Here is a 25,583-nt window from a genome sequence, read left to right as displayed (position 1 = left end):
GCAACGGTGTAGGCTTGTAGCTCAGCTGGTTAGAGCGCACCCCTGATAAGGGTGAGGTCGGTGGTTCAAGTCCACTCAGGCCTACCAATAATAGCCTTACTGTTTTCTTTGGGGCTATAGCTCAGCTGGGAGAGCGCCTGCTTTGCACGCAGGAGGTCTGCGGTTCGATCCCGCATAGCTCCACCATCATCCTTCGGGATGAGAAGGAAGAGTTTTAAAACATATTGTCGGTTTTGACATTATCTTTTAAAGCTTTTTTGCTTTAAACGCTCTTTAACAATTTGGATTTGATTCATTTGATTTAGATTTAAGACATGTAGTTTTACTGCATGCGCCAATTCGGCGAAATCTATCGTTACTAGCAATACAAGTTACTGTGATTCCAGACGCCTTCGGGTTATATGGTCAAGTGACTAAGCGTGCACGGTGGATGCCTTGGCAGTCAGAGGCGATGAAGGACGTTGTAACCTGCGATAAGGTTCGGGGAGGTGGTAAACAACCTTTGATCCGGACATTTCCGAATGGGGAAACCCACCTATTTATAGGTATCTTTTAACTGAATACATAGGTTATTAGAGGCGAACCTGGGGAACTGAAACATCTAAGTACCCAGAGGAAAAGAAATCAACCGAGATTCCCTAAGTAGCGGCGAGCGAACGGGGACTAGCCCTTAAGCTTTATTAGATTTAACAGAACACTCTGGAAAGTGTGGCCATAGTGGGTGATAGCCCCGTATGTGAAAGGTCTTTTAAAGTGAAATCGAGTAGGACGGCACACGTGAAACGCTGTCTGAATATGGGGGGACCATCCTCCAAGGCTAAATACTCCTGACTGACCGATAGTGAACCAGTACCGTGAGGGAAAGGCGAAAAGAACCCCTGTGAGGGGAGTGAAATAGACCCTGAAACCGTGTACGTACAAGCAGTGGGAGCCGTTTTCGGACGGTGACTGCGTACCTTTTGTATAATGGGTCAGCGACTTACTTTTAGTGGCAAGGTTAAGCATTTGCGGAGCCGTAGGGAAACCGAGTCTTAATAGGGCGTCCAGTCGCTAGGAGTAGACCCGAAACCGAGTGATCTATCCATGGGCAGGTTGAAGATGCAGTAACATGCATTGGAGGACCGAACCGACTGTCGTTGAAAAGCCAGCGGATGACTTGTGGATAGGAGTGAAAGGCTAATCAAACTCGGAGATAGCTGGTTCTCCTCGAAAACTATTTAGGTAGTGCCTCGTGTCTAACCATGGGGGTAGAGCACTGTTTCGGCTAGGGGGTCATCCCGACTTACCAACCCGATGCAAACTCCGAATACCCATGAGTTCAATCACGGGAGACACACGGCGGGTGCTAACGTCCGTCGTGGAAAGGGAAACAACCCAGACCGTCAGCTAAGGTCCCAAAGTTTATGCTAAGTGGGAAACGATGTGGGAAGGCTTAGACAGCTAGGAGGTTGGCTTAGAAGCAGCCACCCTTTAAAGAAAGCGTAATAGCTCACTAGTCGAGTCGGCCCGCGCGGAAGATATAACGGGGCTAAGCATAACACCGAAGCTACGGATGCACTTTGTGCATGGTAGAGGAGCGTTCTGTAAGCTGTTGAAGCGGAAGCTGTAAGGCACCGTGGAGGTATCAGAAGTGCGAATGCTGACATGAGTAACGATAAGGGAGGTGAAAACCCTCCCCGCCGGAAGACCAAGGGTTCCTATCCAACGCTATTCGAGGTAGGGTGAGTCGGCCCCTAAGGAGAGGCTGAAGAGCGTATCCGATGGGAAACAGGTTAATATTCCTGTACTGCTCATAACTGCGATGGGGGGACGGAGAAGGCTAGGCTAGCGCGGCGTTGGTTGTCCGCGTTTAAGATAGTAGGTTTAGAGCTTAGGTAAATCCGGGCTCTTTTAAGACCGAGAATCGATGACGAGGTCCTTTATGGACTGAAGTAGTTGATGCCATGCTTCCAGGAAAATCCTCTAAGCTTCAGGTTATGACTAACCGTACCCTAAACCGACACAGGTGGTCAGGTAGAGAATACTAAGGCGTATGAGAAAACTCGGGTGAAGGAACTAGGCAAAATGGCACCGTAACTTCGGGAGAAGGTGCGCCGGTTTTGGTGATGGGACTTGCTCCCTAAGCTGAGGCCGGTCGAAGATACCAGGTGGCTGCGACTGTTTATTAAAAACATAGCACTCTGCAAACTCGAAAGAGGACGTATAGGGTGTGACGCCTGCCCGGTGCCGGAAGGTTAATTGATGGGGTTAGCGCTTGCGCGAAGCTCTTGATCGAAGCCCCGGTAAACGGCGGCCGTAACTATAACGGTCCTAAGGTAGCGAAATTCCTTGTCGGGTAAGTTCCGACCTGCACGAATGGCGTAACGATGGCCACACTGTCTCCACCCGAGACTCAGTGAAATTGAAATAGCTGTTAAGATGCAGTTTACCCGCGGCTAGACGGAAAGACCCCGTGAACCTTTACTACAGCTTCACAGTGGACTTTGACATTACTTGTGTAGAATAGCTGGGAGGCTTTGAAACCCTGTCGCCAGATAGGGTGGAGCCACCTTTGAAATACCAGCCTGGTAATGTTGAGGTTCTAACCCAGTTCCCTAAGCGGGATCGGGGACATTGTGTGGTGGGTAGTTTGACTGGGGCGGTCTCCTCCCAAAGAGTAACGGAGGAGCACGAAGGTACCCTCAGCATGGTCGGAAATCATGCAATGAGCGCAAGAGTAGAAGGGTGCTTGACTGCGAGACAGACACGTCGAGCAGGTACGAAAGTAGGTTCTAGTGATCCGGTGGTTCTGTATGGAAGGGCCATCGCTCAACGGATAAAAGGTACTCCGGGGATAACAGGCTGATACCGCCCAAGAGTTCACATCGACGGCGGTGTTTGGCACCTCGATGTCGGCTCATCACATCCTGGGGCTGAAGCCGGTCCCAAGGGTATGGCTGTTCGCCATTTAAAGTGGTACGCGAGCTGGGTTTAGAACGTCGTGAGACAGTTCGGTCCCTATCTGCCGTGGGCGTTTGAGATTTGAGAAGAGTTGCTCCTAGTACGAGAGGACCGGAGTGAACGAACCTCTGGTGTACCGGTTGTGATGCCAATTGCATTGCCGGGTAGCTACGTTCGGACGGGATAACCGCTGAAAGCATCTAAGCGGGAAGCCTCCTTCAAGATGAGATCTCACTGGGAACTTGATTCCCCTAAAGGGCCGTTGAAGACTACGACGTTGATAGGTTGGGTGTGGAAGCGCTGTGAGGCGTTGAGCTAACCAATACTAATTGCCCGTGAGGCTTGACCATATAACGCCCAAGGCGTTTGGCAAGTGACTTGTAAGATATGTAAGACGATAGAGAGTAACGAATTAGCGCGTAGTTGAGCTACAGTCGAAAGCTTATCTAGATCAAATAAAAGAAGAATCAGATCTAAGTTGTAACAGTTTTGCTTGGCGACCATAGAGTTGTGGAACCACCTGAATCCATCCCGAACTCAGACGTGAAACGCAACATCGCCGATGGTAGTGTGGGGCTTCCCCATGTGAGAGTAGGTCATCGCCAAGCATTTATTTAAAGAACCCCTGATCGGAAACGGTCAGGGGTTTTTGCTTTATGTGGCCATCTAAACAAATACACTCTCCATCTAGCATCTAGCAACTAGCAACTAGCAACTAGCAACTAGCAACTAGCAACTAGCAATTGCTTTAGACTCTTGTCGCTAGTGTCTTATTCTTTATTTCTGGTATGCTTAGCGCGCAATGCGAAACCTCTAAGGAAAAATTAATAGATGTATACTGAAGATGATGTTCGTCGCCTTAAGTGGCAGAGTCGACGTGGTATGTTGGAACTTGATGTTCTTTTTGTTCCGTTTGTAGAAGAGGCTTTTGCAGACTTAGATGAAGCTGATCAAGATCGCTTTGTTAAGTTATTAGATGAGGAAGATCAGGATCTATTTGTATGGCTTATGGAGCGTGAAGTGCCAGCAGATCCTGACTTGCAAAGGATTGTGAGGATTATTCTGGAGCGTGTTCAGCCTAAGTAACGAACCTATCTCTCCTTCCAGTGCCCTGCTTTGTATCTATTGTGGGGTATATCTTTGTGCGTGCTTCGCTCTATTCTACGCCGAAATTCCATTGCACATAGCGGTTATAGCTACTGTGGCACTTGTTTGTAGCTTTCTTTTTTATTTCCATGAAAGGGTGCTATTAAAGTCCCCTTTATCCATTGTCGGTATTACTTGGAATGGTCAGAGCGGAGTGATTTCGTTGCAACAGAGAAACCAGCAACGGATTGATGTGACCCGTATCAAGCAAAAGGTGATCACACCGTTTGTGATTGTCATGTTGTGCAAAACTGATAGCCGCTATTACACGATCCCTGTTGTCATTATGCGTCAAAGCTTCAATGAAAATGCATTTAGACGACTCCGGGTTCTATTGCTATATAGCCCGCTTAATAATCTTAATTCCAGTGGAAATTGATTGGCGTTAAGATTGTATCCAAAGCTTCAGGTCCCTGTTCTGGGAAGTCTAATGTGTAGTGAAGACCGCGACTTTCCTGCCTTAACATCGCTGAGCGAATAATAAGGTCAGCAACTACGGCTAAGTTACGAAGTTCTAGTAGGTCGTTACTAATTTTGTAGTTGCTGTAATATTCGCTAATTTCTTGATGTAACAGATCTATGCGGTGTTTAGCTCTTTGTAATCGTTTGGTCGTTCTCACGATGCCTACGTAGTCCCACATGAAACGACGAATCTCATCCCAGTTGTGAGAGATAATTACATCTTCATCTGAGTTAGTTACTTGGGATTCATCCCACGCTGGAATGATTGATTCGTTCAAAGGTGCGGTTAGTGATTGAACGACATCATCTGATGCGGATTTAGCGTACACAAGACATTCCAGAAGAGAGTTGCTTGCCAATCGATTGGCGCCATGAAGCCCCGTAAACGAGGTTTCGCCTATGGCATAAAGCCCCGGAATATCGGTGCGGCCTTTTTCGTCTGTCACGACACCGCCACATGTGTAGTGAGCAGCAGGTACAACTGGAATTGGTTCTTTAGTGATGTCGATGCCTAGGCTTTTGCAACGTTTATAGATGGTTGGAAAATGAGACTTAATAAATTCTTTAGATTTGTGGCTGATATCTAAAAATAAGCAGTCACTACCTAGCCTTTTCATCTCGTGGTCTATGGCGCGAGCAACGATATCTCGCGGTGCTAATTCGCCTCGCTCATCGAAGTTATGCATGAACGGCTTGCCATCGGGCAGTAAAAGTTTTCCACCTTCACCACGTACGGCTTCTGTAATCAAAAATGATTTTGCTTGTGGGTGATAGAGGCAGGTAGGGTGGAACTGATTAAACTCCATGTTGCCGACACGGCAGCCAGCACGCCAAGCCATGGCGATACCATCACCCGTAGCGCCATCTGAATTACTTGTGTAAAGATAGGCTTTAGATGCTCCGCCTGTAGCTAACACAACGTGAGGAGCTTGAAATACCTCTACGTGTCCTGTTTCATCATTAAGAATGTAGGCGCCAACACAGCGGTTATGAGCTAAGCCTAGTTTCTTTCGTGTTATGAGATCAACCGCAATATGGTGTTCGAATAGATCGATATTTTCAGAGGCTTTGGCTTTCTCTATCAAAGTCTGTTGAAGCGCTTTTCCTGTTGCATCTGCAGAATGGATAATGCGGCGATGTGAATGTCCGCCTTCTTTGGTTAGATGGTAGTCGTCACTATCTTGGGTAAAAGGAACGCCTTGTTCAATCAGCCAGTCGATGCTCTCTCTACCGTGTTCGACGGTGAATTCTACAGCGTCTTTATGACTAAGGTGTCCGCCAGCTGACATGGTGTCTTCGATATGTGCTTGTGTGCTATCTTCAGTATCGAGTACTGCTGCGATGCCGCCTTGAGCTAGCCATGTGGAACCACTCTTCAGTTCTCTTTTACTAAGAACTGCAACACGCGCATTTTGAGCTAGGTGGAGGGCCATGCTGAGTCCAGCAGCGCCACTGCCAATAATTAAAGCGTCGTAGTGATAGTGTTGCGTCATGCTGTGCTCTTCTTAAATAGAGGGTTCTTGGCTTGAAAAAGTGAGTGCATATTTTAGTGGTAAGTTCGAGGATAAAACTAGCTAATTAGATGTGTTTCGTTTGAATTGCGTAACAATTTAGCATTTTTTTGGGGACTTAGGGAACTTAAGCAGTTTTGAATGCTCATAGAAGTGTTCCGGCACTCTGATGAGGTAATATGTTGTATTAGTTGAAAGTTATTGCTGCTTTAGCTTCTATATTTATAGAGATAGGTATTAAGGACAGTTTAAGGAATATTGAGTGTCGAGTGAAAGTCAGACAGCAGTCGATCAAAAGTTAGTCGAACGGGTAAAAGCGGGCGATAAGCGTGCTTTCGATCTTCTGGTTAAAAAATACCAACATAAAATTGTTGCATTGATTGGTCGTTATGTTTATGACCAACATGAAGCATTGGACGTGGCACAAGAAACTTTCATTAAGGCTTATAGAGCGATACCAAAATTTCGCGGAGATAGTGCTTTCTATACATGGCTATACAGAATTGCTATCAACACAGCCAAAAATCACCTTGTTGCTCGTGGTCGGCGTCCTGCTGATGTAGATGTTGACGATGCGCAGTTCTTTGAAGGTGATAATGCTTTGAAAGATATTGAGACACCGGAAAACAAATTGTACAAGGATGAGCTGGAAGCAGTGATTCGGAAAACTCTGAATAAACTTCCTGAAGACTTACGAGTGGCTTTAACACTCAGAGAGTTTGAAGGCATGAGTTATGAAGAGATAGCAGGGGTTATGGATTGCCCTGTTGGAACTGTGAGGTCACGTATCTTTAGAGCACGTGAAGCAATTGATAAAGAAATTATGCCGCTTTTAGCGAGCTGATCCTGCAAAGGTAAATTGAGGTAAATTCTATGGATGATCGATCTACAGAATCTGTTTCGGCATTGATGGATGGCGAAGTAGCAGACTTTGAGTTACGACGTACTCTTGATCGCATAGAGCAGGAGCCAGAATTGGCTGAGCAATGGCAGCGATATCATTTAGTTCGTTCAGTTATGAAAAATGAAGAAGCTGAATTGAGCGGCTTTGATATCAGTAGTCAGGTTATGCAGGCCCTAGAGGAAGAGCCTGATTTAGTAGTGGAGACAGCTGCAGTAGGCGTTAAGTCCGATGCTAAAGGTGGTTCTTTTTGGAAACCGCTCGCTAGCATGACCGCAGCGGCTTCTGTGACGGCAATGGTTATATTGGGTGCCCAAACATACAATCAGCCTGAGAATGATACGATTGCTGATAATCGTCCGAACTATATTCTTCCGGGCAATTCAGTTTCCGATGATCTGGTCAGAGCGCAGTTTGGTAACCGTTCGATGATCTCATCACAAGGGCAAGAGCCTGAAATTATTCGCTTATCTGAAGGTGTAGAGCGTTATGTGTCTCAGCATAAACATATGCTTTCACACCAAAAATCTGGTTGGGAAGCAACATGGCTGCCAGAAGGTTTTTCGGGTAAACGTAGAGATGTGATGGCGCATGCTGAAGTACAAATGTTCAGCAATGGGCGTCATTCATTTACCGTTTGTGTTGAAAAATATGGTCGTCAGTCCGTGCCTGAAGGTGCTGTTCAGTCAGACGGTATGGTTACTGTTGGTAAACGTATTGGCGATCAATTTGTCACAGTCGTTGGAGATGTTCCTCTAATGATTGCGGAACGTATCGCTGCTTCAGTAGAACGTAAATGATTGAAGAAAGCGGGAAAGTTGTAGAGGTCAATGAGCAAGGCGTATGGGTTGAAACCATGCGCCAGAGCGCTTGTGCTAGTTGTGCTGCTCGCAATGGTTGTGGCCAAAAACTGTTGGTGCAGGCAGGGCAAGAAAAACGTTTTATTTTTCGTGTTAATAATCCGACCTCTCTTCACGTAAAAACTGACGATAGCGTGCTTTTAGGTATAGAAGAGGGAGCGTTTATCAAAGCAACAGTATTTATGTATTTGTTGCCTTTGTTAGCGCTGTTCCTTGGGGCTGTAATAGGAGATTTTATCTGGGGGGATGAGCTAGTTGTGATCGCATCTGCCTTTATTTCTCTTGTTGCTGGGTTTGTTTTTGTTCGCTTTAGTAGTTCCGCTTTCTTTAGCTCCTGCCAATATCAACCTACGCTAATTAGAGTTATCTAACCTCGTTTTTTGATAGACATAGGTGTTTGTTTTATGAAATCTATATCAAAATTCATTATCGCAACTTTTTTCCTTATCGCTCTACCTGTTCAAGCTGCGAACTTGCCAGATTTTAAATCCTTGGTAAAAGAAGCATCGCCTGCTGTAGTGAACATCAGTACAGTTCAAAAAGATCCGCGACAGGGTCAACCACCCCCATTTCAGGGGCCAAATGGAGAAGAAATTCCGGAAATCTTTCGTCATTTCTTTCGCATGCCTGAATTTGATCAGGGTGAGCATCCACGTCGCAGAGCACCTCAATCTTTAGGGTCTGGTTTCATTATTTCTGAAGATGGTTACCTATTAACAAACCACCATGTGATTGCTGAGGCTGATCAGGTGATTGTTCGATTAGCAGACCGAAGGGAGTTGGAAGCTGAAGTCATCGGTTCTGATGAGCGCTCTGATGTTGCCCTTTTGAAAATTGACGCTGAAGATCTACCAACAGTTGAACTTGGAGAATCTAAAGCGCTTGATGTTGGTGAGTGGGTACTAGCGATAGGCTCTCCATTTGGTTTTGATCATAGTGTGACAGCGGGCATTGTCAGTGCCAAAGAGCGTGCATTAGCGGGTGATACTTATGTGCCGTTCATTCAAACCGATGTGGCCATTAATCCAGGTAATTCTGGAGGTCCGTTATTTAATCTGGAGGGTGAAGTTGTCGGGATTAATTCTCAGATTTACACCCGTTCCGGTGGTTTTATGGGACTGTCCTTTGCTATTCCTATTGATGTCGCAATGGATGTTGCTGATCAATTGAAAAAGCATGGTTATGTGACTCGCGGTTGGCTTGGGGTAATTATTCAAGAGGTCAATCGCGATCTTGCTGAATCATTCGGCTTAGATAAACCTGCAGGCGCATTAGTGGCCAAAGTATTACCAGATAGTCCTGCAGAAAAATTCGGCCTTTTAGAGGGCGATATTATACTTAAATTTGAAGGTGCTGATATTATTCGATCTTCAGACTTACCTCATCATGTGGGCCGTGTGAAACCCGGTAAGAAAGCTAAGGTTTCGATTATGCGTGCGGGTCGTCAAATGACTATTAAGGTCGAAATCGAGGCATTACCAACGCAGAATGAACTTGCTAAAACTAACGTTAGCAAGTCTAAAGAGGATAAAGGTAATCGCCTAAACATCCAGGTGGCTGAACTTGACCAAAAGCGCAAAGAAAAATGGCAGGTGAGTAAAGGTGTTGTTGTTCGTAAAGTTTTACAAGGGCCGGGTTCAGATGCAGGTCTGATGGTCGGCGATGTCATCACTATGCTGAATGGCGAACATATTGCTACTGTTTCTGACTTTAATCGAGTGTCTACAAATATAGCTTCTGGTAAGTCGGTTCCGATGCGGATTGTTCGGCGGGGAAGTCCGTTATTTATTCCATTACGAGTAACGGATTAAGTGGTATAAAATTCTAAGGGGGCTAAGGCCCCCTTTTTCGTAGCCCAGTTTAAGCAAATGCTGTAAACTTGCGCCTTTCCAGCGAGTATTAGAGTAGCGGTAGCCTGCACGTGAGCAACCTTAAAAATATCCGAAATTTTTCTATTATTGCCCATATCGACCACGGTAAGTCGACTTTGGCCGATCGTTTTATCCAAATGTGCGGTGGCTTAAGTGACCGTGAAATGGAAGCTCAGGTTCTTGATTCCATGGATTTGGAACGTGAGCGTGGTATTACCATCAAAGCGCAGAGTGTTACTCTGAACTATAAAGCGCAAGATGGTGAAACTTACCAGCTTAACTTTATCGATACACCGGGTCACGTAGATTTCTCCTATGAGGTTTCTCGTTCTTTAGCCGCTTGTGAAGGTGCGCTTTTGATCGTTGATGCTGCGCAGGGTGTAGAAGCTCAGTCAGTTGCTAACTGCTATACAGCAATCGAGCAAGGTTTAGAGGTTGTCCCAATTCTAAACAAAATGGACTTACCTCAGGCTGAACCTGAGCGGGTTCGTGTCGAGATTGAAGAAGTTATCGGTATTGATGCTACTGATGCAGTAGCGTGTTCTGCAAAAAGTGGAATGGGCGTGGAAGATGTTCTGGAGCAGTTAGTTAAGGAAATACCACCACCTGAAGGTGATGTTGATGCTCCGCTACAAGCTCTAATTATTGATTCTTGGTTTGATAATTACCTAGGCGTTGTCTCTTTGGTGCGTGTAACTCAAGGTACGCTGCGTAAGAAAGACAAAATTCTAGTTAAATCTACAGGTCAAAATTATCAGGCTGAATCAGTAGGTATTTTTACACCTAAGCAGAAAGAAACCGGTGTTTTGCACGCAGGTGAAGTAGGCTTCATTGTTGCGGGTGTTAAAGATATTCATGGTGCACCTGTAGGTGATACGCTAACCCATGTTAAAACTCCGGAAGTAGAGAGCCTTCCTGGTTTCCAGAAAGTACAACCTCAGGTTTACTCTGGTCTATTCCCTACCAGTTCTGATGATTATCAAGATTTTCGTGAGGCTTTGGATAAACTGACGTTGAATGATGCTTCGTTGTTCTTTGAGCCAGAAACATCAGATGCACTTGGTTTCGGTTTCCGTTGTGGCTTCTTGGGAATGCTGCACATGGAGATTATTCAAGAGCGTCTTGAGCGTGAATACAATCTTGATTTGATCACCACAGCTCCAACTGTAATTTATGAGTTGGAGATGAATAATGGTGATGTTATTCAAATTGATAGTCCATCAAAACTTCCAGATCCTGGCTCCATCAATGAGATGCGTGAGCCTATTGTTGAAGCTAATATCCTTGTTCCGCAAGATTATCTAGGGCAGGTTATCGGGCTTTGTGTTGAAAAACGTGGTATTCAAAAACAGATGAACTACGTAGGTAACCAAGTACAGATTACTTATGAACTACCGATGGCGGAAGTCGTTTTGGATTTCTTCGACCGTTTGAAGTCTGTAAGTCGTGGTTATGCTTCTCTTGAATATAATTTCGTACGCTTTGATCCAGCGAAATTGGTGCGTATGGATATTCTTATCAATGGTGATAAGGTCGATGCCTTGGCCGTTATTCTACATCGTGATAATGCTCAGTTCCGTGGCCGACAGCTATGTGAAAAGATGAAAGAGGTTATTCCTCGTCAGATGTTTGATGTGGCAATTCAGGCTGCTCTTGGAGGTAAGGTTATTGCTCGTACAACAGTTAAAGCGTTGCGCAAGAACGTAACAGCGAAGTGTTATGGTGGTGACGTAAGCCGTAAGAAGAAACTGCTACAGAAGCAAAAAGAAGGTAAGAAACGTATGAAGCAAGTGGGTAGTGTAGAGATCCCACAGGATGCGTTCCTTGCAGTACTTAAAGTTGATAGCTAATCATCAGGAAGGGCATTGTTAGATGGATTTTGATTTCGCAGTAGTACTGGTTGCGTTAACTTTCATCTCCGGCATCGTTTGGTTTTACGATCGTATCTCTTTGAAACCACAAAGGGACGAAAAGCTCAGAGCCGCTTCTGCTCAGGCGGGAGGAGAGTTGCCTGATGAAGCGATTGAACAGATCAACCGAGTATCGGGGTGGGTCGATACTGGTCGTTCTATGTTTCCAGTACTGTTCATAGTATTGGTATTAAGATCTTTCTTAGTAGAGCCTTTCCAGATTCCTTCAGGTTCAATGTTGCCTACGTTGAAAATTGGTGACTTTATCTTGGTGAATAAATTTCACTATGGGCTTCGTTTACCTGTTCTGAATACCAAATTTCTTGAGGTTAATGATCCTGAACGTGGTGATGTGATTGTATTTAAATTCCCCGAAAAGCCGACTATTAACTATATTAAGAGAGTAGTAGGTCTGCCTGGAGATGTGATTCGTTATCAAAATAAGAAATTGTTTATTAACGGAAAAGAGCAGCCCCAACAATTATTGGCACAGTTGCCGCCACAGAATCCACAGCGCTTGCTAATTAATGAAAATTTAGATGGTGTTGAACATCAAATGTATAGAGATGTTCGTAGACCTGCGCAGAATATGGAGTGGACTGTACCTGAAGGTCATTACTTTATGGTTGGAGATAACCGTGATAATAGTAATGACAGCCGTATGTGGGGGTTTGTGTCTGAGGACCTGCTTGTAGGTAAAGCATTTGCAGTTTGGATGCATTGGCCTACCTTTTTAAGTGTACCGTCATTTGGCGATGTTCGTGTAATTGAGTAATGGAGGCTCATATGAGATCTACTCTGAAGCACCAAGCAGGTGCATCGATGTTTTCTATTCTAATAGTTCTTATTGTTGCGGGCTTTTTGTTTTCTGTTGCATTCAAACTAATGCCAGCTTATATGGATCATAGAACTATAAGCTCCGTTCTTGTAGATGCGATGAATGACCCTGATGAACTTGCTAAAGGAGCAAGAGGTATAAGAATAGGGATGTCCAAGAAGCTTATTATTAATCAAGTGAAAATGCCCTCCGATGGTTTAAGAATTACTGAGGAAGAAGGGATAATTACTGCAACACTTGATTATGAAGTGCGTGTTCCAATGTTTGTTAACGTAGACGCGATTGTATCTTTTAATGAAGAATATGAAGCTGAAGCCCCTTGATTAAACCTGTATCTGATTTAGCCCGTCGTATAGGGCACCCATTTGCCGACGAATCCTTATTTGAGCTAGCGCTGACACATCGTAGTTGCGGTAAGAAGAATAATGAGCGCCTAGAGTTTCTAGGCGATTCTATTTTGAACTTCGTGATCGCAGATGATCTATTTGCAAGATTTCCTCAAGCCAAAGAAGGCGAGTTAAGTCGCTTACGTGCGCGCATGGTTAAAGGTGTTACCTTGTCTGAAGTAGCGCGCGAGCTAGGTTTAGGGGATTACCTGCGTTTAGGTAGCGGTGAACTCAAGAGTGGTGGTTTCCGCAGAGATTCAATTCTTGCTGATGCTGTTGAAGCAATCATAGGTGCGATCTACCTTGATTCTGATATGGAAACAGCGCGTGGTTTTATTCTTTCTTGGTTTAAGGCGCGTTTAGAAAAATTAGATCTGAATGAGACGCTGAAAGATTCTAAAACTCGTTTGCAGGAGTTTTTGCAATCGCGCCGTTTAGCTTTACCTACTTATGAGTTAATCAATGTAGAAGGCGAAGCGCATGATCAAACCTTTTATATTGATTGTACAGTGACTGGTTTAACTAAGCCTGCAAAAGGTATTGGTAGTAGTCGCCGTCAAGCTGAACAAGAAGCAGCAAAACATGCGCTGATAGAGCTGCAGGTGGAGAAATAGTTATGGCTGAAGATTTAATGCACCTGCTGGAGCCGCGTAACCCGGATCAAAAATGTGGCTTTGTAGCGATTGTTGGTCGTCCTAATGTAGGTAAATCAACATTGATGAACCATATATTAGGACAGAAATTGAGTATTACTTCACGTAAGCCTCAGACAACTCGTCATCAGATTATGGGGATCAAAACCGAAGATGATCTACAGATCGTTTATGTAGATACTCCGGGTTTACATAAAGATGACGGTAAAAAGGCTTTAAACCGTTATATGAACAAAGCAGCATCCGATGCATTACGTGATGTTGATGTCGTTGTTTTTATTGTTGATCGTACCGCTTGGACTGAAGAAGATCAGATGGTACTGGACAAGGTTAAGCATGCTCGTTGTCCAGTTATCTTAGCTGTAAACAAAGTCGATCAACTTAAAGACAAAACGGCCTTATTGCCTCAGATGCAGACGCATTCTGAGCGCATGGACTTTGCTGAAATGATTCCTCTATCAGCCAAAGATGGACATAACGTAGAGCAGCTCGAAGAGCTAATCGCTAAACATATTCCTGAAGGGATGCATCATTTTCCTGAGGACCAGCTAACCGATAAAAGTTCGCGCTTTATGGCTGCTGAGATGGTTCGTGAAAAGTTGATGCGTAACTTGGGCGATGAGATCCCTTACGGTACTACTGTAGAGATCGAAGAGTTTAAATATGCCAAAAACGGTGTTCTCCATGTGAGTGCTCTAATTCTTGTAGAGCGCGATGGCCAGAAGCGAATCGTTATCGGTGATAAAGGTTCACGTATCAAAACAATTGGTCGTGATGCTCGCATGGATATGGAGCGTATGTTTGATGCTAAAGTAATGCTTAACCTATGGGTAAAAGTTCGTCGCGGTTGGGCGGATGATGAAAGGGCATTACGTAGTTTGGGTTATGACAATACCTAATAGAGTATGAGTCATTCTGATCCTCAGGCGGCTTATGTCCTCCATAGCCGCCCTTATCGCGATACTAGCCTTATCGTTGATTTCTTCACTCTAGAACATGGTAAAGTCTCCGCTGTCGTTCAGGGTGCGCGTAGGCCCAAATCTAAATTACGTGCATCGGTACAGCCCTTTGTTCCCATTCAAGTTACTTGGCGCGGACGTAACGACCTCAAAACATTGACTCAAGCCGAACCTGTTGCTGCTATGCTGTTCTTGAATGGCGATGCTCTGCTTTGTGGTCTTTATGTCAATGAGTTGTTAGAGCGCTTGTTGCAGCCATTTGATAGTCTCCCGAAGCTCTACGTTTATTATCAGTATGTTTTAAATGAGTTAGTATCTGGAGAAGATATAGAGGGGGCACTGCGTACCTTTGAGCATCGTTTGCTTGATGAACTTGGGGTCTTGCCAGAGCTAGAGCAAGATTCTGCAGATTTAGTTTATTGTTTTAACCCTGAGCAAGGCTTTGTTCCTGTTGGTGCAGTAACAGATAAAAATAAGGCGTCTTGTTTTTATGGTTGGCAGTTGTCAGCGATTGCTGTCGATGATTATTCAGATATTCAAGTTCGAAGAGCCGCTAAGCGGTTGATGCGGAATTTAATTGATCGTGCTTTAGGGCATAAGCCCTTGCGTAGCCGAGAGCTATTTCAAAAAATGTGAGGAAAGTGGTGTGATTGAACCATCCCGTTTGTTATTAGGGGTCAATATTGACCATGTAGCTACGATTCGCCAAGCGCGTGGTACACGCTACCCAGATACTGTTCAGGCTGCTGCGCTAGCGGAAGAGGCTGGTGCAGATGGCATTACTATTCATCTGCGAGAAGATCGCCGCCATATTCAAGATCGTGATGTTTATTTGCTCAAAGAGACATTGCAGACACGTATGAACTTTGAGATGGCTGTTACTGAAGAGATGATTGGCATTGCTGAAGATGTAAAGCCTGCTCATTGTTGTTTGGTTCCAGAGAAGCGCGAAGAGTTGACGACCGAAGGTGGATTGGATGTTGCTGGTCAAGAAGAGCGGGTGAAAGAAGCCTGCGATCGATTAGCTGCGGTAGGTATCGAGGTGTCTCTATTTATTGATCCGGAGCCAGCACAGATTGATGCAACTATTCGTTGTGGTGCTCCGGTGATTGAATTGCATACAGGTGCCTACGCAGAAGCTGAATCTTCTGCAGAACAGGCCGAAGAACTGAAACGTATCCGTGAAGCGGCTGCCTATGCTTACCAAAAAGGCCTGATTGTAAACGCCGGCCATGGTTTACATTATCATAATGTTGAGCAGATCGCTGAAATTCCTGAGATGAATGAGCTTAATATTGGCCACGGTATTATTGCGCGTGCTTTATTTGTTGGTTTAAAAGAAGCGGTATCTGAAATTAAGCAACAGATGCTTCAGGCTCAAGCGCGAATTCAACCGCAAAGAGATGCATTGAAGCGATGATTCGAGGTATCGGGACCGATATTCTTCAGATCAGCCGTATGGAGCAGGCTTTGGAAAGAACGCCTGCCTTGCCGCAACGTATCTTATCGACTGCCGAATATGAACAGTACCTCAAGGTATCTAATCCTCCTCTGTTTCTAGCCAAACGTTTTTCTGCCAAAGAAGCGGTGTCTAAAGCTTTAGGCACAGGTATTGGGAGAGGTGTTAGTTGGAAGCATATTGAAATTACCAAAGATATGAATGGTCGTCCCGAAGTGAGCCTGTCAGAAGGTGCAGCAGAGCGTGCCGAAAGGCTGGAAATTACATCGATGCATCTAAGTTACAGTGACGAGAAAGATTACATCGTTGCGTTTGTTATTGCCGAGGGTGAAAGAGTTCTATGACTAGGGTTTGTGTAGTTACAGGTGGTTCTGTTGGTATAGGTCGAGCTGTCGTTGAACGTTTATTAGATGACGGTTACAAAGTTTATAACTTAGACCTAAATGAATCTGAGGGCGGCGAATTTATTCAATGTGATATGACTGATTCTGCTCAGGTGACACAAGCTATCGATCGAGTCATCAAGGAATCTGGCAGAATTGATGGTGTAGTATCCAATGCCGGAGTGCATTTCTCAGCAACTATAGAAGACACTTTAGAAGCGGACTTTGATCGAGTGATGGCTATTAATGTCAAAGGTGCTTATTTCCTTTTACAGTCTGTGCTTCCTCAAATGCGAGAGCAGGGAGCTGGCTCAATTGTATTATTAGGCTCTGATCAGTCAGTCGTAGCTAAAAGAAACTCTTTTGCTTATAACATGAGTAAAGCTGCTTTAGCTTCCATGGCTAAAACCACAGCATTAGATTATGCATCTTTTGGTATTCGAGCTAATGCTGTTTGCCCGGGAACGATAGAAACACCGCTTTACCACAATGCGATTGACCGCTATTGTGAAAGGAGTGGAAGTGAAAAAAGTGTTATACATCAAGAAGAAGCAGCTTTGCAGCCACTAGGGCGCATAGGTCAGCCTGAAGAAGTTGCTGCACTCGTTGCATTGTTGATTGGTGATGATGCTCGGTTTATTACCGGTAGTTTGCAGTTAATTGATGGTGGATATACAACCCAGTAATTGAGCTGTAGAAGTAAAACTTGCGATCTAAAGGCGGTATATGAGTAGAGTGATAGACCCGCATGTGCACCTGTTTAATCTTGAAGATGGAGATTACCATTGGTTGCAAGAAGGGCATACGCCTGAATGGTCTGATAAAAATAAAATTAGACGCAGTTATAACGAAAGCGATTTAAGTCGATCCGGCTCAGCAGATATTGTTGGTTTTGTTCATATAGAGGCCGGTTTTGATAATTCTTCACCGTGGCGAGAACTGGAGTGGCTGGAATGTCATTGTGAGTTACCTTTCCGATCCATAGCTTATCTAGACCTGACATCAGACAGTTTTGGCGAGCATCTTGAACAACTTAAAGGGTTCACGTCCTTAGTTGGTGTGAGGTATATCTTAGATAATGCCGCTCAAGAAGTGTTGTCCGATCCGAATGTACTTAAGCGTCTTGAAATGCTATCTGATAATCAGCTGATTTTTGAGGCTCAACTATCTTTGCCAGATCAAGGCGCGTCCTGCGCACTTGCTGAGGTAATGCAGCAGTTACCCAATTTGAAAGTTGTACTTAATCATTGTGGTTCTCCTTTACAACTAAATGAACAGTGGATGCACTCGATTACTCGGCTTGCTCATCATCCTGAGTGTTATATCAAGTGCTCTGGTTGGGAGATGTTCAATCGTGATTGGAGTGCGGAACAAGCTAAACCCATTATAAGCTTTGCCATTAGGCAATTCGGGCTTACTCGTGTGATGTTAGCGAGTAACTTCCCTGTTTCTGAATTGACTTGTACCTATGCTGAAGTGTGGCAAAGGTATCTCAAAGAGATGAAGTGGAAGGGGTTTGAAAAGGATATGCTGATATTTGAAAATGCGAAGCGTATCTATCAGTTAGATATTGATTAATATGATGACAAAATTAAAAAGGGCGCTAAATATAGCGCCCTTTTTGTATTGAATGGGAAATTACTTCACTTCAATACGCGGAGAGCGCATTACTACTTCATCATTCAATTCGATACCAATGCCAGGCTCTTCTGATACTTGGAAGAAACCATCTACAGGCTGCGGGTCCTGAATGCAAAGCTCGCGGTTCCACCGCTTAATCGCATAGGTATGATGTTCATGGATTAAGAAGTTTGGAATAGCCGTTTCTAAATGTAGAGATGCGGCTGTTGCTACAGGGCCACCACAAACGTGTGCTTGAATACGTACGTCATATACATCCGCGTAATCACATACTTTCTTGGTTTCGGTAAAGCCGCCGCAAAGGCCAATGTCTGGTTGCAGGACATCTAGACTTTGATCTTCAAGATACGGGCGAACACCCCAACGGTTATACAAACGTTCGCCACCGGCAATAGGAACATTTACTTTGTCGGCTACGCGTTTATGCAGCTCCGAGTTTAGGTAATTCACCGGCTCTTCGAAGTACATGCAGCGTGCTTCTTCGACCAACTCACCTAGTTGAATTGCTGTTGATGCGCCAGGAAGGCTATGGCATTCGAAGATGATATCGCCATCATCTCCCATCGTTTCGCGGATAGCCATTAGTCGGTCGCGGAACATCTTCATCTCTTTATTAGTAAAGAGTTTGGTGCGGTCGAAGAAGGTTTCACCTTTCTCGTTGTACATGATCGGATCGACTTTTACAGCGTCGTAACCTTCTGCTAGAGCTTTTTCAGTCGCTTTTGCATAATCTTCAGGGTCAGTTAGGGCTTTAAATTCTGAATCCCAATCAAATTGAAGCTGGCTGGCATAAGTGCGCAGCTTATCGTTCACTTTACCGCCAAGCAATTGGTAAACAGGAAGGCCCAAAGCTTTACCTTTAATATCCCACAGCGCTGTATCTATAGCACTCATTGCAGCGTAGATGATAGGACCGCCGCCTAGTCCCCAAAAACTACCGCGTAGCATTAAGTTCCAAAGGTCTTCAGTTTGGAACGGGTCACGACCAAGAAGCATCTCTTCTGCAAATTCTTTAATCATATGAGCTGCGGCGCTGTGCCCCAGATCGTACGCTAAGCCAGCTTCACCTACACCGCTGATGCCTTCATCTGTGTGTACGCGAACAAATACCGGATTCCAAACAGGACGATCCGGACAGTGGATATCAAAAATTTCAACGCGATTTATTTTCATGAATCAGCCTTATTATTCGGTAATTTTCAGATTATTGCGCAAAGCTCGGGTCGAGTCGGTAGGCTTTGCGAAGCATTGCTGGCCATGATTTTTGACCACCAGTGGTTCCTGAGTGAACGACATTTGCCTGTTTAGATATGCCTTCAACGATTTCTGGAGCCACTTCTATAGCATCTTGACCAGTTGATTGAATTAATAATTGAATTTCACAAGCACGTTGTAGGTCATACATACGCATAAATGCATCACCGACGGTTGGACCAACGGTGAGAGCGCCATGGTTTGGAAGTAAAAGGTGATTGTTATTACCTAAATCTTCTTTCAAGCGCGCCTTCTCATCCTGGTTTACTGCTAGGCCTTCATACTGGTGATAGCCTAACGAAGCCAATTGGAAACAGGAATATTGGCTAAGGGGTAATAAGCCGCATTTCAGGGAAGCTACCGCAATAGATTCTTTTGTATGCAAGTGAAGAACACAGTGTGCATCACTCCGAACAGAGTGAACGGCGCTGTGAATAGTAAAACCTGCAGGATTAATTTTGAAAGGAGTATCGTCGAGAATATTTCCTTCAAGATCAACCTTAACCAAGTTTGATGCTGTAACTTCGTCAAATGTCAGGCCAAATGCATTTACCAGATAGTGATTTGTACCAGGTACTTTTGCTGAAATATGAGTGTATATCAGATCACCCCAGCCTAAATCTTCCACTAGTCTATAACAGGCAGCTAGATCTACCCGTACTTGCCATTCCTCTGGGGAAACCTTGTTTTTGAGATCGAGTTGTGGAAGCTCCAACATATTAAATCCTCTGGCTTAATTACATGTGCCTTTGAAGAGCAGTGGCTATTGAGCGAATTATACAGGGAGCGGTGATATATAGAATATGATGCTCAATGAAATGATTATTCACTAATAAGAATTATTTGCATTTAAGGCGTTAATGGATAATAATGATTCCTATTACTGATAAGGAGAGTTGTTATGAATAGCCCTGTTAATAAATCCGTATTGGAATTTCCAGTTATTGCTTTTGTTGGTGCAGTTGCTCTTGGATTTATGTTTCTTCCATTTGTTGGTTAAAATCTACCTTTAGCTAAACGACTAAATTCTAGTTTGGTTGTTGTGAGCTAGCTAAAGCTCTTCCTTTTAGATTGATCTACTTTGTTCTGTGCTTACAGCTCTAACTAAAGCTGATAGAGAAAAGTTTCCCTCACCAAGTAGCATGATTGCTTGGCTTCCACCTAGGCATAGCATTGCCCATTCGTATCCGCCGTCGCTTCCATAAAATCCTTGGGGAAAGTGAAAGTATATTGCGACGCCCATAATCAGTGTGAGGAGAAGCCCAGCAACTCTGCTTGCTAGACCTAACACAAGGCACCATCCCGCTATTAATTCGATAGATGCTGTAATTAGAGCAAGCCAAAAGGCTTGTGTAGTATCTAGGAAAGGAAATAGGTCACCAATAATTGCTGCAAATGGGATGATTGCTTGGGAGAAATAGGTAGGCCAGTTATCTAGCTCCCATAGAAGCCAAATGCTCTCCAAACCAAATTTATCGCAAGCATGCACAATAAAAATTGAGCCAAGGGTAAGCCTTAATCCCAGAAGGGCTAAATCCATTTGCATATCGATCTCACAATCTTAACTGATAAGGGAATAGATAATGATTCTCATCATTGTTTTTTTCAAGGGTTAGTTTAAAATATCATACTTTGTGCATATAACCTGATGTTGGGGTGTCTGAGTGAGGACTTTTTTGCTGGTGTTGCTGGGCTGTTTGTCTGGGGCTGCTTTTGCCGCTGAGGCCGAAGAAACATCTGATGTAGTAGATCGTCTGATCAATACGACAGATCTGGGTAAAAATTTGCAAACCCTGGATGATTATTACTCGCAGATTAACCAGAAGTTAAATAAGCAAGTGAAGAATCGGCATCGAGACCCCTTTGAAAGGTTGGTGCGGCCAGAGCTTAAGGTAGAGCAGAAGGCTACAAAGCCAAGATTTATTCCACGCCAGAAAACGGCAGAGTCGCTAGGGGCTTCAAGCATTTTAAATAAGACTCTTGCAGGGCAAAGGGAGCAAGATCAAGGGCTGCTCCCTGTTATGCAATTTCGTGGATTTATCAAATCAGATGAAGAGAAGGCGGGGCTTTTGGAGATCGAAGGGCAAGGAACCTTCGTTGTTCATGAAGGAGACAAGGTAGGGTTGCAGCAATTAGGTGGCGATATGGTAATCCGTGTTGTAGAGATTAATGCTCTGAACTTGATTGTTGAATTTGGAAGTCTGGGTGAAAAGGTAGTAGTGCAGTGAAACGGTTTTATAGTGTTTTCCTAGTTATCACTTCTTTGCTGGTGGGTAGCGCTCAGGCGGGATCTCGAATTGAATTTGTTGAATTTAAGGATGCTGAAATACGCGACGCTGCTCGTATTCTGTCCTCAATGACGGGGGCGAATATTGCGGTCACTAAAGAGGCGAGCTCGGAAAAGGTCACGCTGTTGCTGCAACAAACTGAGTTGAAGCACGCCGTGGAAATGTTATCCCGAGTTGCTGGATTGTGGTATCGCTATAGTAAGCCTGGTAACAGTTATATCATTATGACCGAAAAACAGTATCAGGATGATATTGTGGTATATCGGGATGATGTGATCAAAACATTCACGCTTCGCCATCAAAACGTAAATACCACTGCGGTAACTATCCAAAGTTTATTTGGAGACCGTGTCTATCTCTCGTTGCAGCAGGGTAATGATGATTTTAAGGGATTGGATCTTGAGGTTGGCGATACCAATGAGGCTACAACCATCAATAATAACTCATCTGACTCAGATGAAATTAAGATTCAGGAGTTGGATCGTGAAGAGTTTGATGAGCCTGAAGAAGTTAGTGCTGATAAGTCCCTTTCAAAAGGTGCTCTTCGTCAATTGGGGGGGGCTGAAGCTGTATCTGAAGATTCTGCAAATAAGCTTTTAGGTGCCAAAACTCCTATCTATATTGCAACTAATAAAATTCATAACCTGCTTCATGTGCGTACCAGCGATGAAAATGCTTTGGCAGAAATTGCTCGCTTAATAAAAGAGAGTGATAAGCCTACACCTCAAGTTCTGCTTGAAATGAAGATTGTTAAAATTGATGTGAGTGAGGGGTATGAGCAGGATTTTGATCTTAGTTTTAATGATGCGTTGAATGCGAGCGGTAATTTTGTTGCGACAGGCAGTCAGACTCCGAACGGGCATGATTGGGCTAATGGTGTATTTGAAGTAAATAATACAGGCGTTAACGAGGTGGCTAATACCTTCTCGCAGATTCTCGGTAAAAAGAGTACTGGTCTGGGTTTTAATGCCGTTGATGGTGGTTTCTATGAATTCTTTAGTAACTATGTCACAGCGAAAGTTGCGTTATTAGAAAAAAATGATCAGGCGGAGGTTGTAGCTAAGCCGGTAATGTTGGCTTCTAACAATCGTCCAGCTCGTTTGTTTATTGGCTCTGAGCAGGTTGTGCCTGTTGGATTGGAGTCGGATACAGAGTTCTCGTCGGCTAATAATAACGGAGATAGATCTTCTACGACTACGACTACATTAGAGACTGAGCGGCGAAAAATAGGTAATACTTTGATTTTGCTGCCAAGTGTAAATGCTGATCGGACAGTGACAATTGATATCTTTCAGGACTCTTCCAGTATTGAAAAAAATGGTATGAACTTTCCCTTCTTTAATAGTAATACCAATCAACTAGAGTCGGTGCTTTTAGATTCGGTGCAAGAGTCCAATGTAAAGACGGTCGTGGTTGCTAAAGATGGTAAAACCATAGCGCTGGGTGGAATGATAAAAAGTGAAACATCTGATTTTGAAACAGTTGTTCCATTGCTTGGCGAAGTTCCTCTAATTGGTGAAATGTTTCGATCTAAAGAGGAAAGGAATGAAAAATCACAGTACGTGATGTTAATTACTCCTCATGTGCTAATGAATCCAGAAGAGTCTGAAGAGAAGAGTCGTAAAGTAAAAGAGTTTGCCTATGAGGTTGATGTACAGTCTTTAGTGCAAAACAAAAAGCGGTACTCAGTTGCTGATTATATTCGCTTAACGCGTTACGCAGCGCAGATTGGTCGAGGTGATGATGCTGAAAAGCCAAAGGGATTGGTCGATGTACCAGTAACCTTGTCACCTCTATCATTTATTTTCTCTGATTCTTCCTTGAGTGTTTGGCCTGTGGGGAGTTGGCAGCAAAATGGTTTGCATATCACTTTGCTTAAAGCGCGTAACCATCTTGATAGGTCTAGATCCATTGATCTGACTGAATTACCTGGTAATTGGTTGGCTTCTGCTGCAGGTCAAGAGCGGCTAGCAGCTTTTGGGCAGGCTGGTGATGAAGGGGATTTGTATCTGTTATCTAGAATGCCTTTCAACCAAGTTGTTGCTGAAGTAAATAGTAAAGGGAAGCAATGATGGCTGTTTTAACTAAATCTCTAGCGTTTGCTTGTGTGCTTATTCTATCGGGCTGTACGCTGAATCAAACGGTTCAGTCTCATACCGCCTTTGAGGTAGGTGCTTCTATCAAGCCTGCTTCTGCAATTTCTCTATACGTATATCCACATACTGAGCCTGTTAGTGGTGAAGATCAGTCAGGCTACTTTGTTGAGTTTGATTTGGCTGATAAATCGGACATTCCAACCATTAAATATCAAGACTGATTTACTTAAATGTAAAAAACGTAAATTAAGCACTTGACATATATGATGGCAATAATGATAATGATTCGCACTTAGATTGATTGGAAATCAAAGCACGGAAGCTTACTTATAAACTCAACTTTAAGATTGAGTGAAAAATATAAAGGTAGTGTTGTGAATCAAGTGCAAACTCAAACGGGTAGTAACCAAGCTGAGCAATTGGCAAAGCTTGAGCAGCATAAAGAAGTGTTGGGTCAGTTATTTGAACTCTACACGGATCTATTTAGTCACGACGGCTATGGAGATATTGGTGTAGAAATCAAAATTCTACGTCGTGGTCAAAAGGAAGTGATTCTGCATTGTGGTAAACAGTACCGTTACGTACTGGATTGCGACAGTGCTTTGGCGAATGAATCGCCAATTAAAGCTTTATTGAAAAGAGATCTTCTTTCTTCGTGAGTCTCTTTTTAATTTTTGCCTGAGAGATCAGGTATGCAGTTTAGCTGCAGTAGGAGTAAAAGGAATTGCTCTGAAATGGTGCAAGGCGGGTGGCCTTAGTTTCGCGGTAGAAGCAGCGCCAAGGGAAGCGTTCTAAATCGGACTGGGTGAGATGCCGTAGCTCTCTGGGGGAGAGTCAGCTCTTACGTCAAACAGTCTTAACCCAAAATCGTTTTAGAAACTGGAAGTTATAAAAATGTTGAAATCTCTAATGGAAAAGCGCGAAGCGCTAATGGCTCGTTTTGCAAAAGTTGAAGAATCTCAGATTCAGGATGCCGAGCTTCGTTCTAAATTCCGTTCACTAAAAGCTAAGCAGGGCGGTTTTACACTGCTTGAGCTACTAGTTGTTGTTGCTATTCTTGCTGCTATCGCGGGTACTGCGACTATCGCGCTACAAGATACAGACGCGCGTGCATCTGCTGCAGCTCACGTTGCGATGATGGATGAGCTGAACAAAGGTATTCGTACTTTCCGTGTACTCAATAAAAATGCCCTACCAAGTGGCTATGATTCTTTGATTGAAACTACATCAAACGACACTACTTTTGCTGGAGCTGCAGTATTGTCAGTGGCGGCTGTTGAAGATATTGCCTTGACTGTTCTTCCGGATGGTGCGGCAGAAATCATGGAAGCTGGTGGTATTGCAAGTCTTCAATATGTGCATGCAGATGCTGCGTCTGATCCAGCTGATGCGGGAGATTGTTCAGATATTGAAGGTCTGATTGCTTCCCGTGGTAATGCGGTTGTGGCAGGTAATATTTTCTTATCTCCTGATGCAAATGGCTGTGGTTACACTTGGTCAAACGAAGACGGTGATGGCGCAACTGCAGGTTTCCAGGTAAACGGTGCTCCTCAAGTTGCATTGTGGGGTGGTGGATATGAGCGAGTTATGGGTGAAGCAGGTCGTTCTATGGATGCACAGATCGCATTCGCTGCGGGCGCTATAACCGTAACTCTTGATGCCGATGCCGATACTCCAGATCCTGCTGCGCTGATGGCGGTGGGTCTTGGTCCGTCATCTACATTGTTTAATGCGAATGACTTAGGTGGTATGACGTCAGTACCTGTTTACCGTCACGTATCGGAAACTGAATACAACCGTTTTATCGCTTTATTTAATATTGGTACCTTGGATGGTGCAGCAGCAATCGTACCGGGAGATCAAGTTTCTCTAACGGCTATTGTTGATGGTGCTGGTGATACTAAAGAAGAAGAACTGGGTGAGTGGGACGGTACTCGTAACACTATCTAATCTGGTTTGACCGGTTAGTTAACCCATAAGCCGGTCAGGTCAGCCTGACCGGCTTTTTAGTATTAATTCTAAGGT

Annotated in this window: 25 protein-coding genes, 2 tRNA genes and 2 rRNA genes; 25 read left to right on the top strand and 4 right to left on the bottom strand. The window is 44.1% G+C overall.

The window, feature by feature from the left end; genetic code table 11:
* Positions 1-10 precede the first annotated feature (10 nt).
* From ACMXYN_RS13965 to ACMXYN_RS13940, 6 genes are all read left to right on the top strand, one after another.
* Positions 11-87 (top strand) — tRNA-Ile (locus ACMXYN_RS13965).
* Positions 88-110: 23 nt separating this feature from the next.
* Positions 111-186, top strand: a tRNA-Ala gene (locus ACMXYN_RS13960).
* Between the two features lie 217 nt (positions 187-403).
* Positions 404-3,290: ribosomal RNA gene (locus ACMXYN_RS13955) — 23S ribosomal RNA — on the top strand.
* Positions 3,291-3,432: 142 nt separating this feature from the next.
* Positions 3,433-3,548, top strand: a 5S ribosomal RNA gene (rrf, locus tag ACMXYN_RS13950).
* A gap of 223 nt (positions 3,549-3,771) precedes the next feature.
* Positions 3,772-4,026, top strand: coding sequence for a succinate dehydrogenase assembly factor 2 (locus ACMXYN_RS13945; RefSeq protein WP_415892353.1), 255 nt, complete (start codon positions 3,772-3,774; stop codon positions 4,024-4,026).
* A complete protein-coding gene (locus tag ACMXYN_RS13940) occupies positions 4,010-4,465 on the top strand; it encodes a protein YgfX (protein ID WP_415892352.1) in 456 nt (151 codons plus the stop codon). The genes ACMXYN_RS13945 and ACMXYN_RS13940 overlap by 17 nt, the downstream gene beginning before the upstream one ends.
* On the opposite strand, the gene nadB is transcribed toward ACMXYN_RS13940, so the two are convergent.
* Positions 4,446-6,041: an L-aspartate oxidase gene (gene nadB, locus ACMXYN_RS13935; protein ID WP_415892351.1), complete on the bottom strand. Its 1,596-nt coding sequence runs from the start codon at positions 6,039-6,041 to the stop codon at positions 4,446-4,448. The genes ACMXYN_RS13940 and nadB overlap by 20 nt on opposite strands.
* 280 nt (positions 6,042-6,321) lie before the next feature.
* On the opposite strand from nadB, the gene rpoE reads away from it, so the two are divergent.
* From rpoE to ACMXYN_RS13865, 14 genes are all read left to right on the top strand, one after another.
* On the top strand, positions 6,322-6,903 hold the full coding sequence (gene rpoE / locus ACMXYN_RS13930) for an RNA polymerase sigma factor RpoE (RefSeq protein WP_415882162.1): 582 nt from the start codon (positions 6,322-6,324) through the stop codon (positions 6,901-6,903).
* Between the two features lie 29 nt (positions 6,904-6,932).
* Complete coding sequence (locus tag ACMXYN_RS13925) at positions 6,933-7,760, top strand: MucB/RseB C-terminal domain-containing protein (protein ID WP_415892350.1); 828 nt, start codon at positions 6,933-6,935, stop codon at positions 7,758-7,760.
* Positions 7,757-8,191, top strand: coding sequence for a SoxR reducing system RseC family protein (locus ACMXYN_RS13920; RefSeq protein WP_415892349.1), 435 nt, complete (start codon positions 7,757-7,759; stop codon positions 8,189-8,191). The genes ACMXYN_RS13925 and ACMXYN_RS13920 overlap by 4 nt, the downstream gene beginning before the upstream one ends.
* Before the next feature lie 33 nt (positions 8,192-8,224).
* Entirely contained in the window at positions 8,225-9,631 is a 1,407-nt protein-coding gene (locus tag ACMXYN_RS13915; protein WP_415892348.1) for a DegQ family serine endoprotease, read from the top strand.
* 110 nt (positions 9,632-9,741) lie between these two features.
* Complete coding sequence (lepA, locus tag ACMXYN_RS13910) at positions 9,742-11,541, top strand: translation elongation factor 4 (RefSeq protein WP_415892347.1); 1,800 nt, start codon at positions 9,742-9,744, stop codon at positions 11,539-11,541.
* 22 nt (positions 11,542-11,563) lie between these two features.
* On the top strand, positions 11,564-12,376 hold the full coding sequence (lepB, locus tag ACMXYN_RS13905; protein ID WP_415892346.1) for a signal peptidase I: 813 nt from the start codon (positions 11,564-11,566) through the stop codon (positions 12,374-12,376).
* A gap of 11 nt (positions 12,377-12,387) precedes the next feature.
* Positions 12,388-12,762 carry a DUF4845 domain-containing protein gene (locus tag ACMXYN_RS13900; RefSeq protein ID WP_415892345.1) on the top strand — a complete coding sequence of 125 codons (375 nt, stop codon included), beginning with the start codon at positions 12,388-12,390 and terminating at the stop codon, positions 12,760-12,762.
* Positions 12,759-13,439 (top strand): ribonuclease III, encoded by a 681-nt coding sequence (rnc, locus tag ACMXYN_RS13895; protein WP_415889042.1) that lies wholly within the window; start codon positions 12,759-12,761, stop codon positions 13,437-13,439. The genes ACMXYN_RS13900 and rnc overlap by 4 nt, the downstream gene beginning before the upstream one ends.
* A 2-nt stretch (positions 13,440-13,441) precedes the next feature.
* Positions 13,442-14,377 (top strand): GTPase Era, encoded by a 936-nt coding sequence (gene era, locus ACMXYN_RS13890; protein WP_415882154.1) that lies wholly within the window; start codon positions 13,442-13,444, stop codon positions 14,375-14,377.
* 6 nt (positions 14,378-14,383) lie between these two features.
* On the top strand, positions 14,384-15,073 hold the full coding sequence (recO, locus tag ACMXYN_RS13885; protein WP_415892344.1) for a DNA repair protein RecO: 690 nt from the start codon (positions 14,384-14,386) through the stop codon (positions 15,071-15,073).
* A gap of 13 nt (positions 15,074-15,086) precedes the next feature.
* On the top strand, positions 15,087-15,857 hold the full coding sequence (gene pdxJ / locus ACMXYN_RS13880; protein ID WP_415894491.1) for a pyridoxine 5'-phosphate synthase: 771 nt from the start codon (positions 15,087-15,089) through the stop codon (positions 15,855-15,857).
* Positions 15,854-16,240 (top strand): holo-ACP synthase, encoded by a 387-nt coding sequence (gene acpS, locus ACMXYN_RS13875; protein WP_415892343.1) that lies wholly within the window; start codon positions 15,854-15,856, stop codon positions 16,238-16,240. Before pdxJ ends, acpS begins: the two co-directional genes overlap by 4 nt.
* Complete coding sequence (locus tag ACMXYN_RS13870; protein ID WP_415892342.1) at positions 16,237-16,965, top strand: SDR family NAD(P)-dependent oxidoreductase; 729 nt, start codon at positions 16,237-16,239, stop codon at positions 16,963-16,965. Before acpS ends, ACMXYN_RS13870 begins: the two co-directional genes overlap by 4 nt.
* A gap of 40 nt (positions 16,966-17,005) precedes the next feature.
* Positions 17,006-17,857 carry an amidohydrolase family protein gene (locus ACMXYN_RS13865; RefSeq protein ID WP_415892341.1) on the top strand — a complete coding sequence of 284 codons (852 nt, stop codon included), beginning with the start codon at positions 17,006-17,008 and terminating at the stop codon, positions 17,855-17,857.
* Between the two features lie 60 nt (positions 17,858-17,917).
* On the opposite strand, the gene ACMXYN_RS13860 is transcribed toward ACMXYN_RS13865, so the two are convergent.
* The 3 genes from ACMXYN_RS13860 to ACMXYN_RS13850 form a co-directional block, all read right to left on the bottom strand.
* Complete coding sequence (locus ACMXYN_RS13860; RefSeq protein ID WP_415892340.1) at positions 17,918-19,093, bottom strand: mandelate racemase/muconate lactonizing enzyme family protein; 1,176 nt, start codon at positions 19,091-19,093, stop codon at positions 17,918-17,920.
* A gap of 31 nt (positions 19,094-19,124) precedes the next feature.
* Complete coding sequence (locus ACMXYN_RS13855; protein ID WP_415892339.1) at positions 19,125-19,892, bottom strand: class II aldolase/adducin family protein; 768 nt, start codon at positions 19,890-19,892, stop codon at positions 19,125-19,127.
* A gap of 348 nt (positions 19,893-20,240) precedes the next feature.
* Positions 20,241-20,720 carry a DoxX family protein gene (locus ACMXYN_RS13850; RefSeq protein WP_415892338.1) on the bottom strand — a complete coding sequence of 160 codons (480 nt, stop codon included), beginning with the start codon at positions 20,718-20,720 and terminating at the stop codon, positions 20,241-20,243.
* Between the two features lie 118 nt (positions 20,721-20,838).
* Here ACMXYN_RS13850 and ACMXYN_RS13845 point away from each other — a divergent pair, with 118 nt between their 5' ends.
* From ACMXYN_RS13845 to ACMXYN_RS13825, 5 genes are all read left to right on the top strand, one after another.
* On the top strand, positions 20,839-21,402 hold the full coding sequence (locus tag ACMXYN_RS13845; protein WP_415892337.1) for a hypothetical protein: 564 nt from the start codon (positions 20,839-20,841) through the stop codon (positions 21,400-21,402).
* Entirely contained in the window at positions 21,399-23,534 is a 2,136-nt protein-coding gene (locus ACMXYN_RS13840) for a hypothetical protein (protein WP_415892336.1), read from the top strand. Before ACMXYN_RS13845 ends, ACMXYN_RS13840 begins: the two co-directional genes overlap by 4 nt.
* Positions 23,534-23,779 (top strand): hypothetical protein, encoded by a 246-nt coding sequence (locus tag ACMXYN_RS13835; protein ID WP_415892335.1) that lies wholly within the window; start codon positions 23,534-23,536, stop codon positions 23,777-23,779. The genes ACMXYN_RS13840 and ACMXYN_RS13835 overlap by 1 nt, the downstream gene beginning before the upstream one ends.
* Positions 23,780-23,932: 153 nt before the next feature.
* A complete protein-coding gene (locus ACMXYN_RS13830; RefSeq protein ID WP_415892334.1) occupies positions 23,933-24,217 on the top strand; it encodes a hypothetical protein in 285 nt (94 codons plus the stop codon).
* 235 nt (positions 24,218-24,452) lie between these two features.
* Positions 24,453-25,508, top strand: coding sequence for a type II secretion system protein (locus tag ACMXYN_RS13825; RefSeq protein ID WP_415892333.1), 1,056 nt, complete (start codon positions 24,453-24,455; stop codon positions 25,506-25,508).
* The last annotated feature ends 75 nt before the right edge of the window (positions 25,509-25,583 follow it).

It is taken from the genome of Neptuniibacter sp. PT8_73, from assembly GCF_047778045.1.
In the GTDB taxonomy this organism is placed as follows: Bacteria; Pseudomonadota; Gammaproteobacteria; order Pseudomonadales; family Balneatricaceae; genus Neptuniibacter.
This window is presented reverse-complemented; position numbering and strand designations above follow the sequence as displayed.

What these genes read in the sequence shown, in the direction of transcription:
- ACMXYN_RS13835 (WP_415892335.1), top strand. Translation starts at nt 23,534, where the DNA reads ATGGCTGTTTTAACTAAATCTCTAGCGTTTGCTTGTGTGCTTATTCTA.
- ACMXYN_RS13860 (WP_415892340.1), bottom strand. Translation starts at nt 19,093, where the DNA reads ATGAAAATAAATCGCGTTGAAATTTTTGATATCCACTGTCCGGATCGT.
- ACMXYN_RS13945 (WP_415892353.1), top strand. Translation starts at nt 3,772, where the DNA reads ATGTATACTGAAGATGATGTTCGTCGCCTTAAGTGGCAGAGTCGACGT.
- ACMXYN_RS13865 (WP_415892341.1), top strand. Translation starts at nt 17,006, where the DNA reads ATGAGTAGAGTGATAGACCCGCATGTGCACCTGTTTAATCTTGAAGAT.
- ACMXYN_RS13850 (WP_415892338.1), bottom strand. Translation starts at nt 20,720, where the DNA reads ATGCAAATGGATTTAGCCCTTCTGGGATTAAGGCTTACCCTTGGCTCA.
- era (WP_415882154.1), top strand. Translation starts at nt 13,442, where the DNA reads ATGGCTGAAGATTTAATGCACCTGCTGGAGCCGCGTAACCCGGATCAA.
- ACMXYN_RS13855 (WP_415892339.1), bottom strand. Translation starts at nt 19,892, where the DNA reads ATGTTGGAGCTTCCACAACTCGATCTCAAAAACAAGGTTTCCCCAGAG.
- nadB (WP_415892351.1), bottom strand. Translation starts at nt 6,041, where the DNA reads ATGACGCAACACTATCACTACGACGCTTTAATTATTGGCAGTGGCGCT.
- ACMXYN_RS13920 (WP_415892349.1), top strand. Translation starts at nt 7,757, where the DNA reads ATGATTGAAGAAAGCGGGAAAGTTGTAGAGGTCAATGAGCAAGGCGTA.
- ACMXYN_RS13925 (WP_415892350.1), top strand. Translation starts at nt 6,933, where the DNA reads ATGGATGATCGATCTACAGAATCTGTTTCGGCATTGATGGATGGCGAA.
- recO (WP_415892344.1), top strand. Translation starts at nt 14,384, where the DNA reads ATGAGTCATTCTGATCCTCAGGCGGCTTATGTCCTCCATAGCCGCCCT.
- ACMXYN_RS13825 (WP_415892333.1), top strand. Translation starts at nt 24,453, where the DNA reads ATGTTGAAATCTCTAATGGAAAAGCGCGAAGCGCTAATGGCTCGTTTT.
- ACMXYN_RS13915 (WP_415892348.1), top strand. Translation starts at nt 8,225, where the DNA reads ATGAAATCTATATCAAAATTCATTATCGCAACTTTTTTCCTTATCGCT.
- ACMXYN_RS13900 (WP_415892345.1), top strand. Translation starts at nt 12,388, where the DNA reads ATGAGATCTACTCTGAAGCACCAAGCAGGTGCATCGATGTTTTCTATT.
- ACMXYN_RS13870 (WP_415892342.1), top strand. Translation starts at nt 16,237, where the DNA reads ATGACTAGGGTTTGTGTAGTTACAGGTGGTTCTGTTGGTATAGGTCGA.
- acpS (WP_415892343.1), top strand. Translation starts at nt 15,854, where the DNA reads ATGATTCGAGGTATCGGGACCGATATTCTTCAGATCAGCCGTATGGAG.
- lepB (WP_415892346.1), top strand. Translation starts at nt 11,564, where the DNA reads ATGGATTTTGATTTCGCAGTAGTACTGGTTGCGTTAACTTTCATCTCC.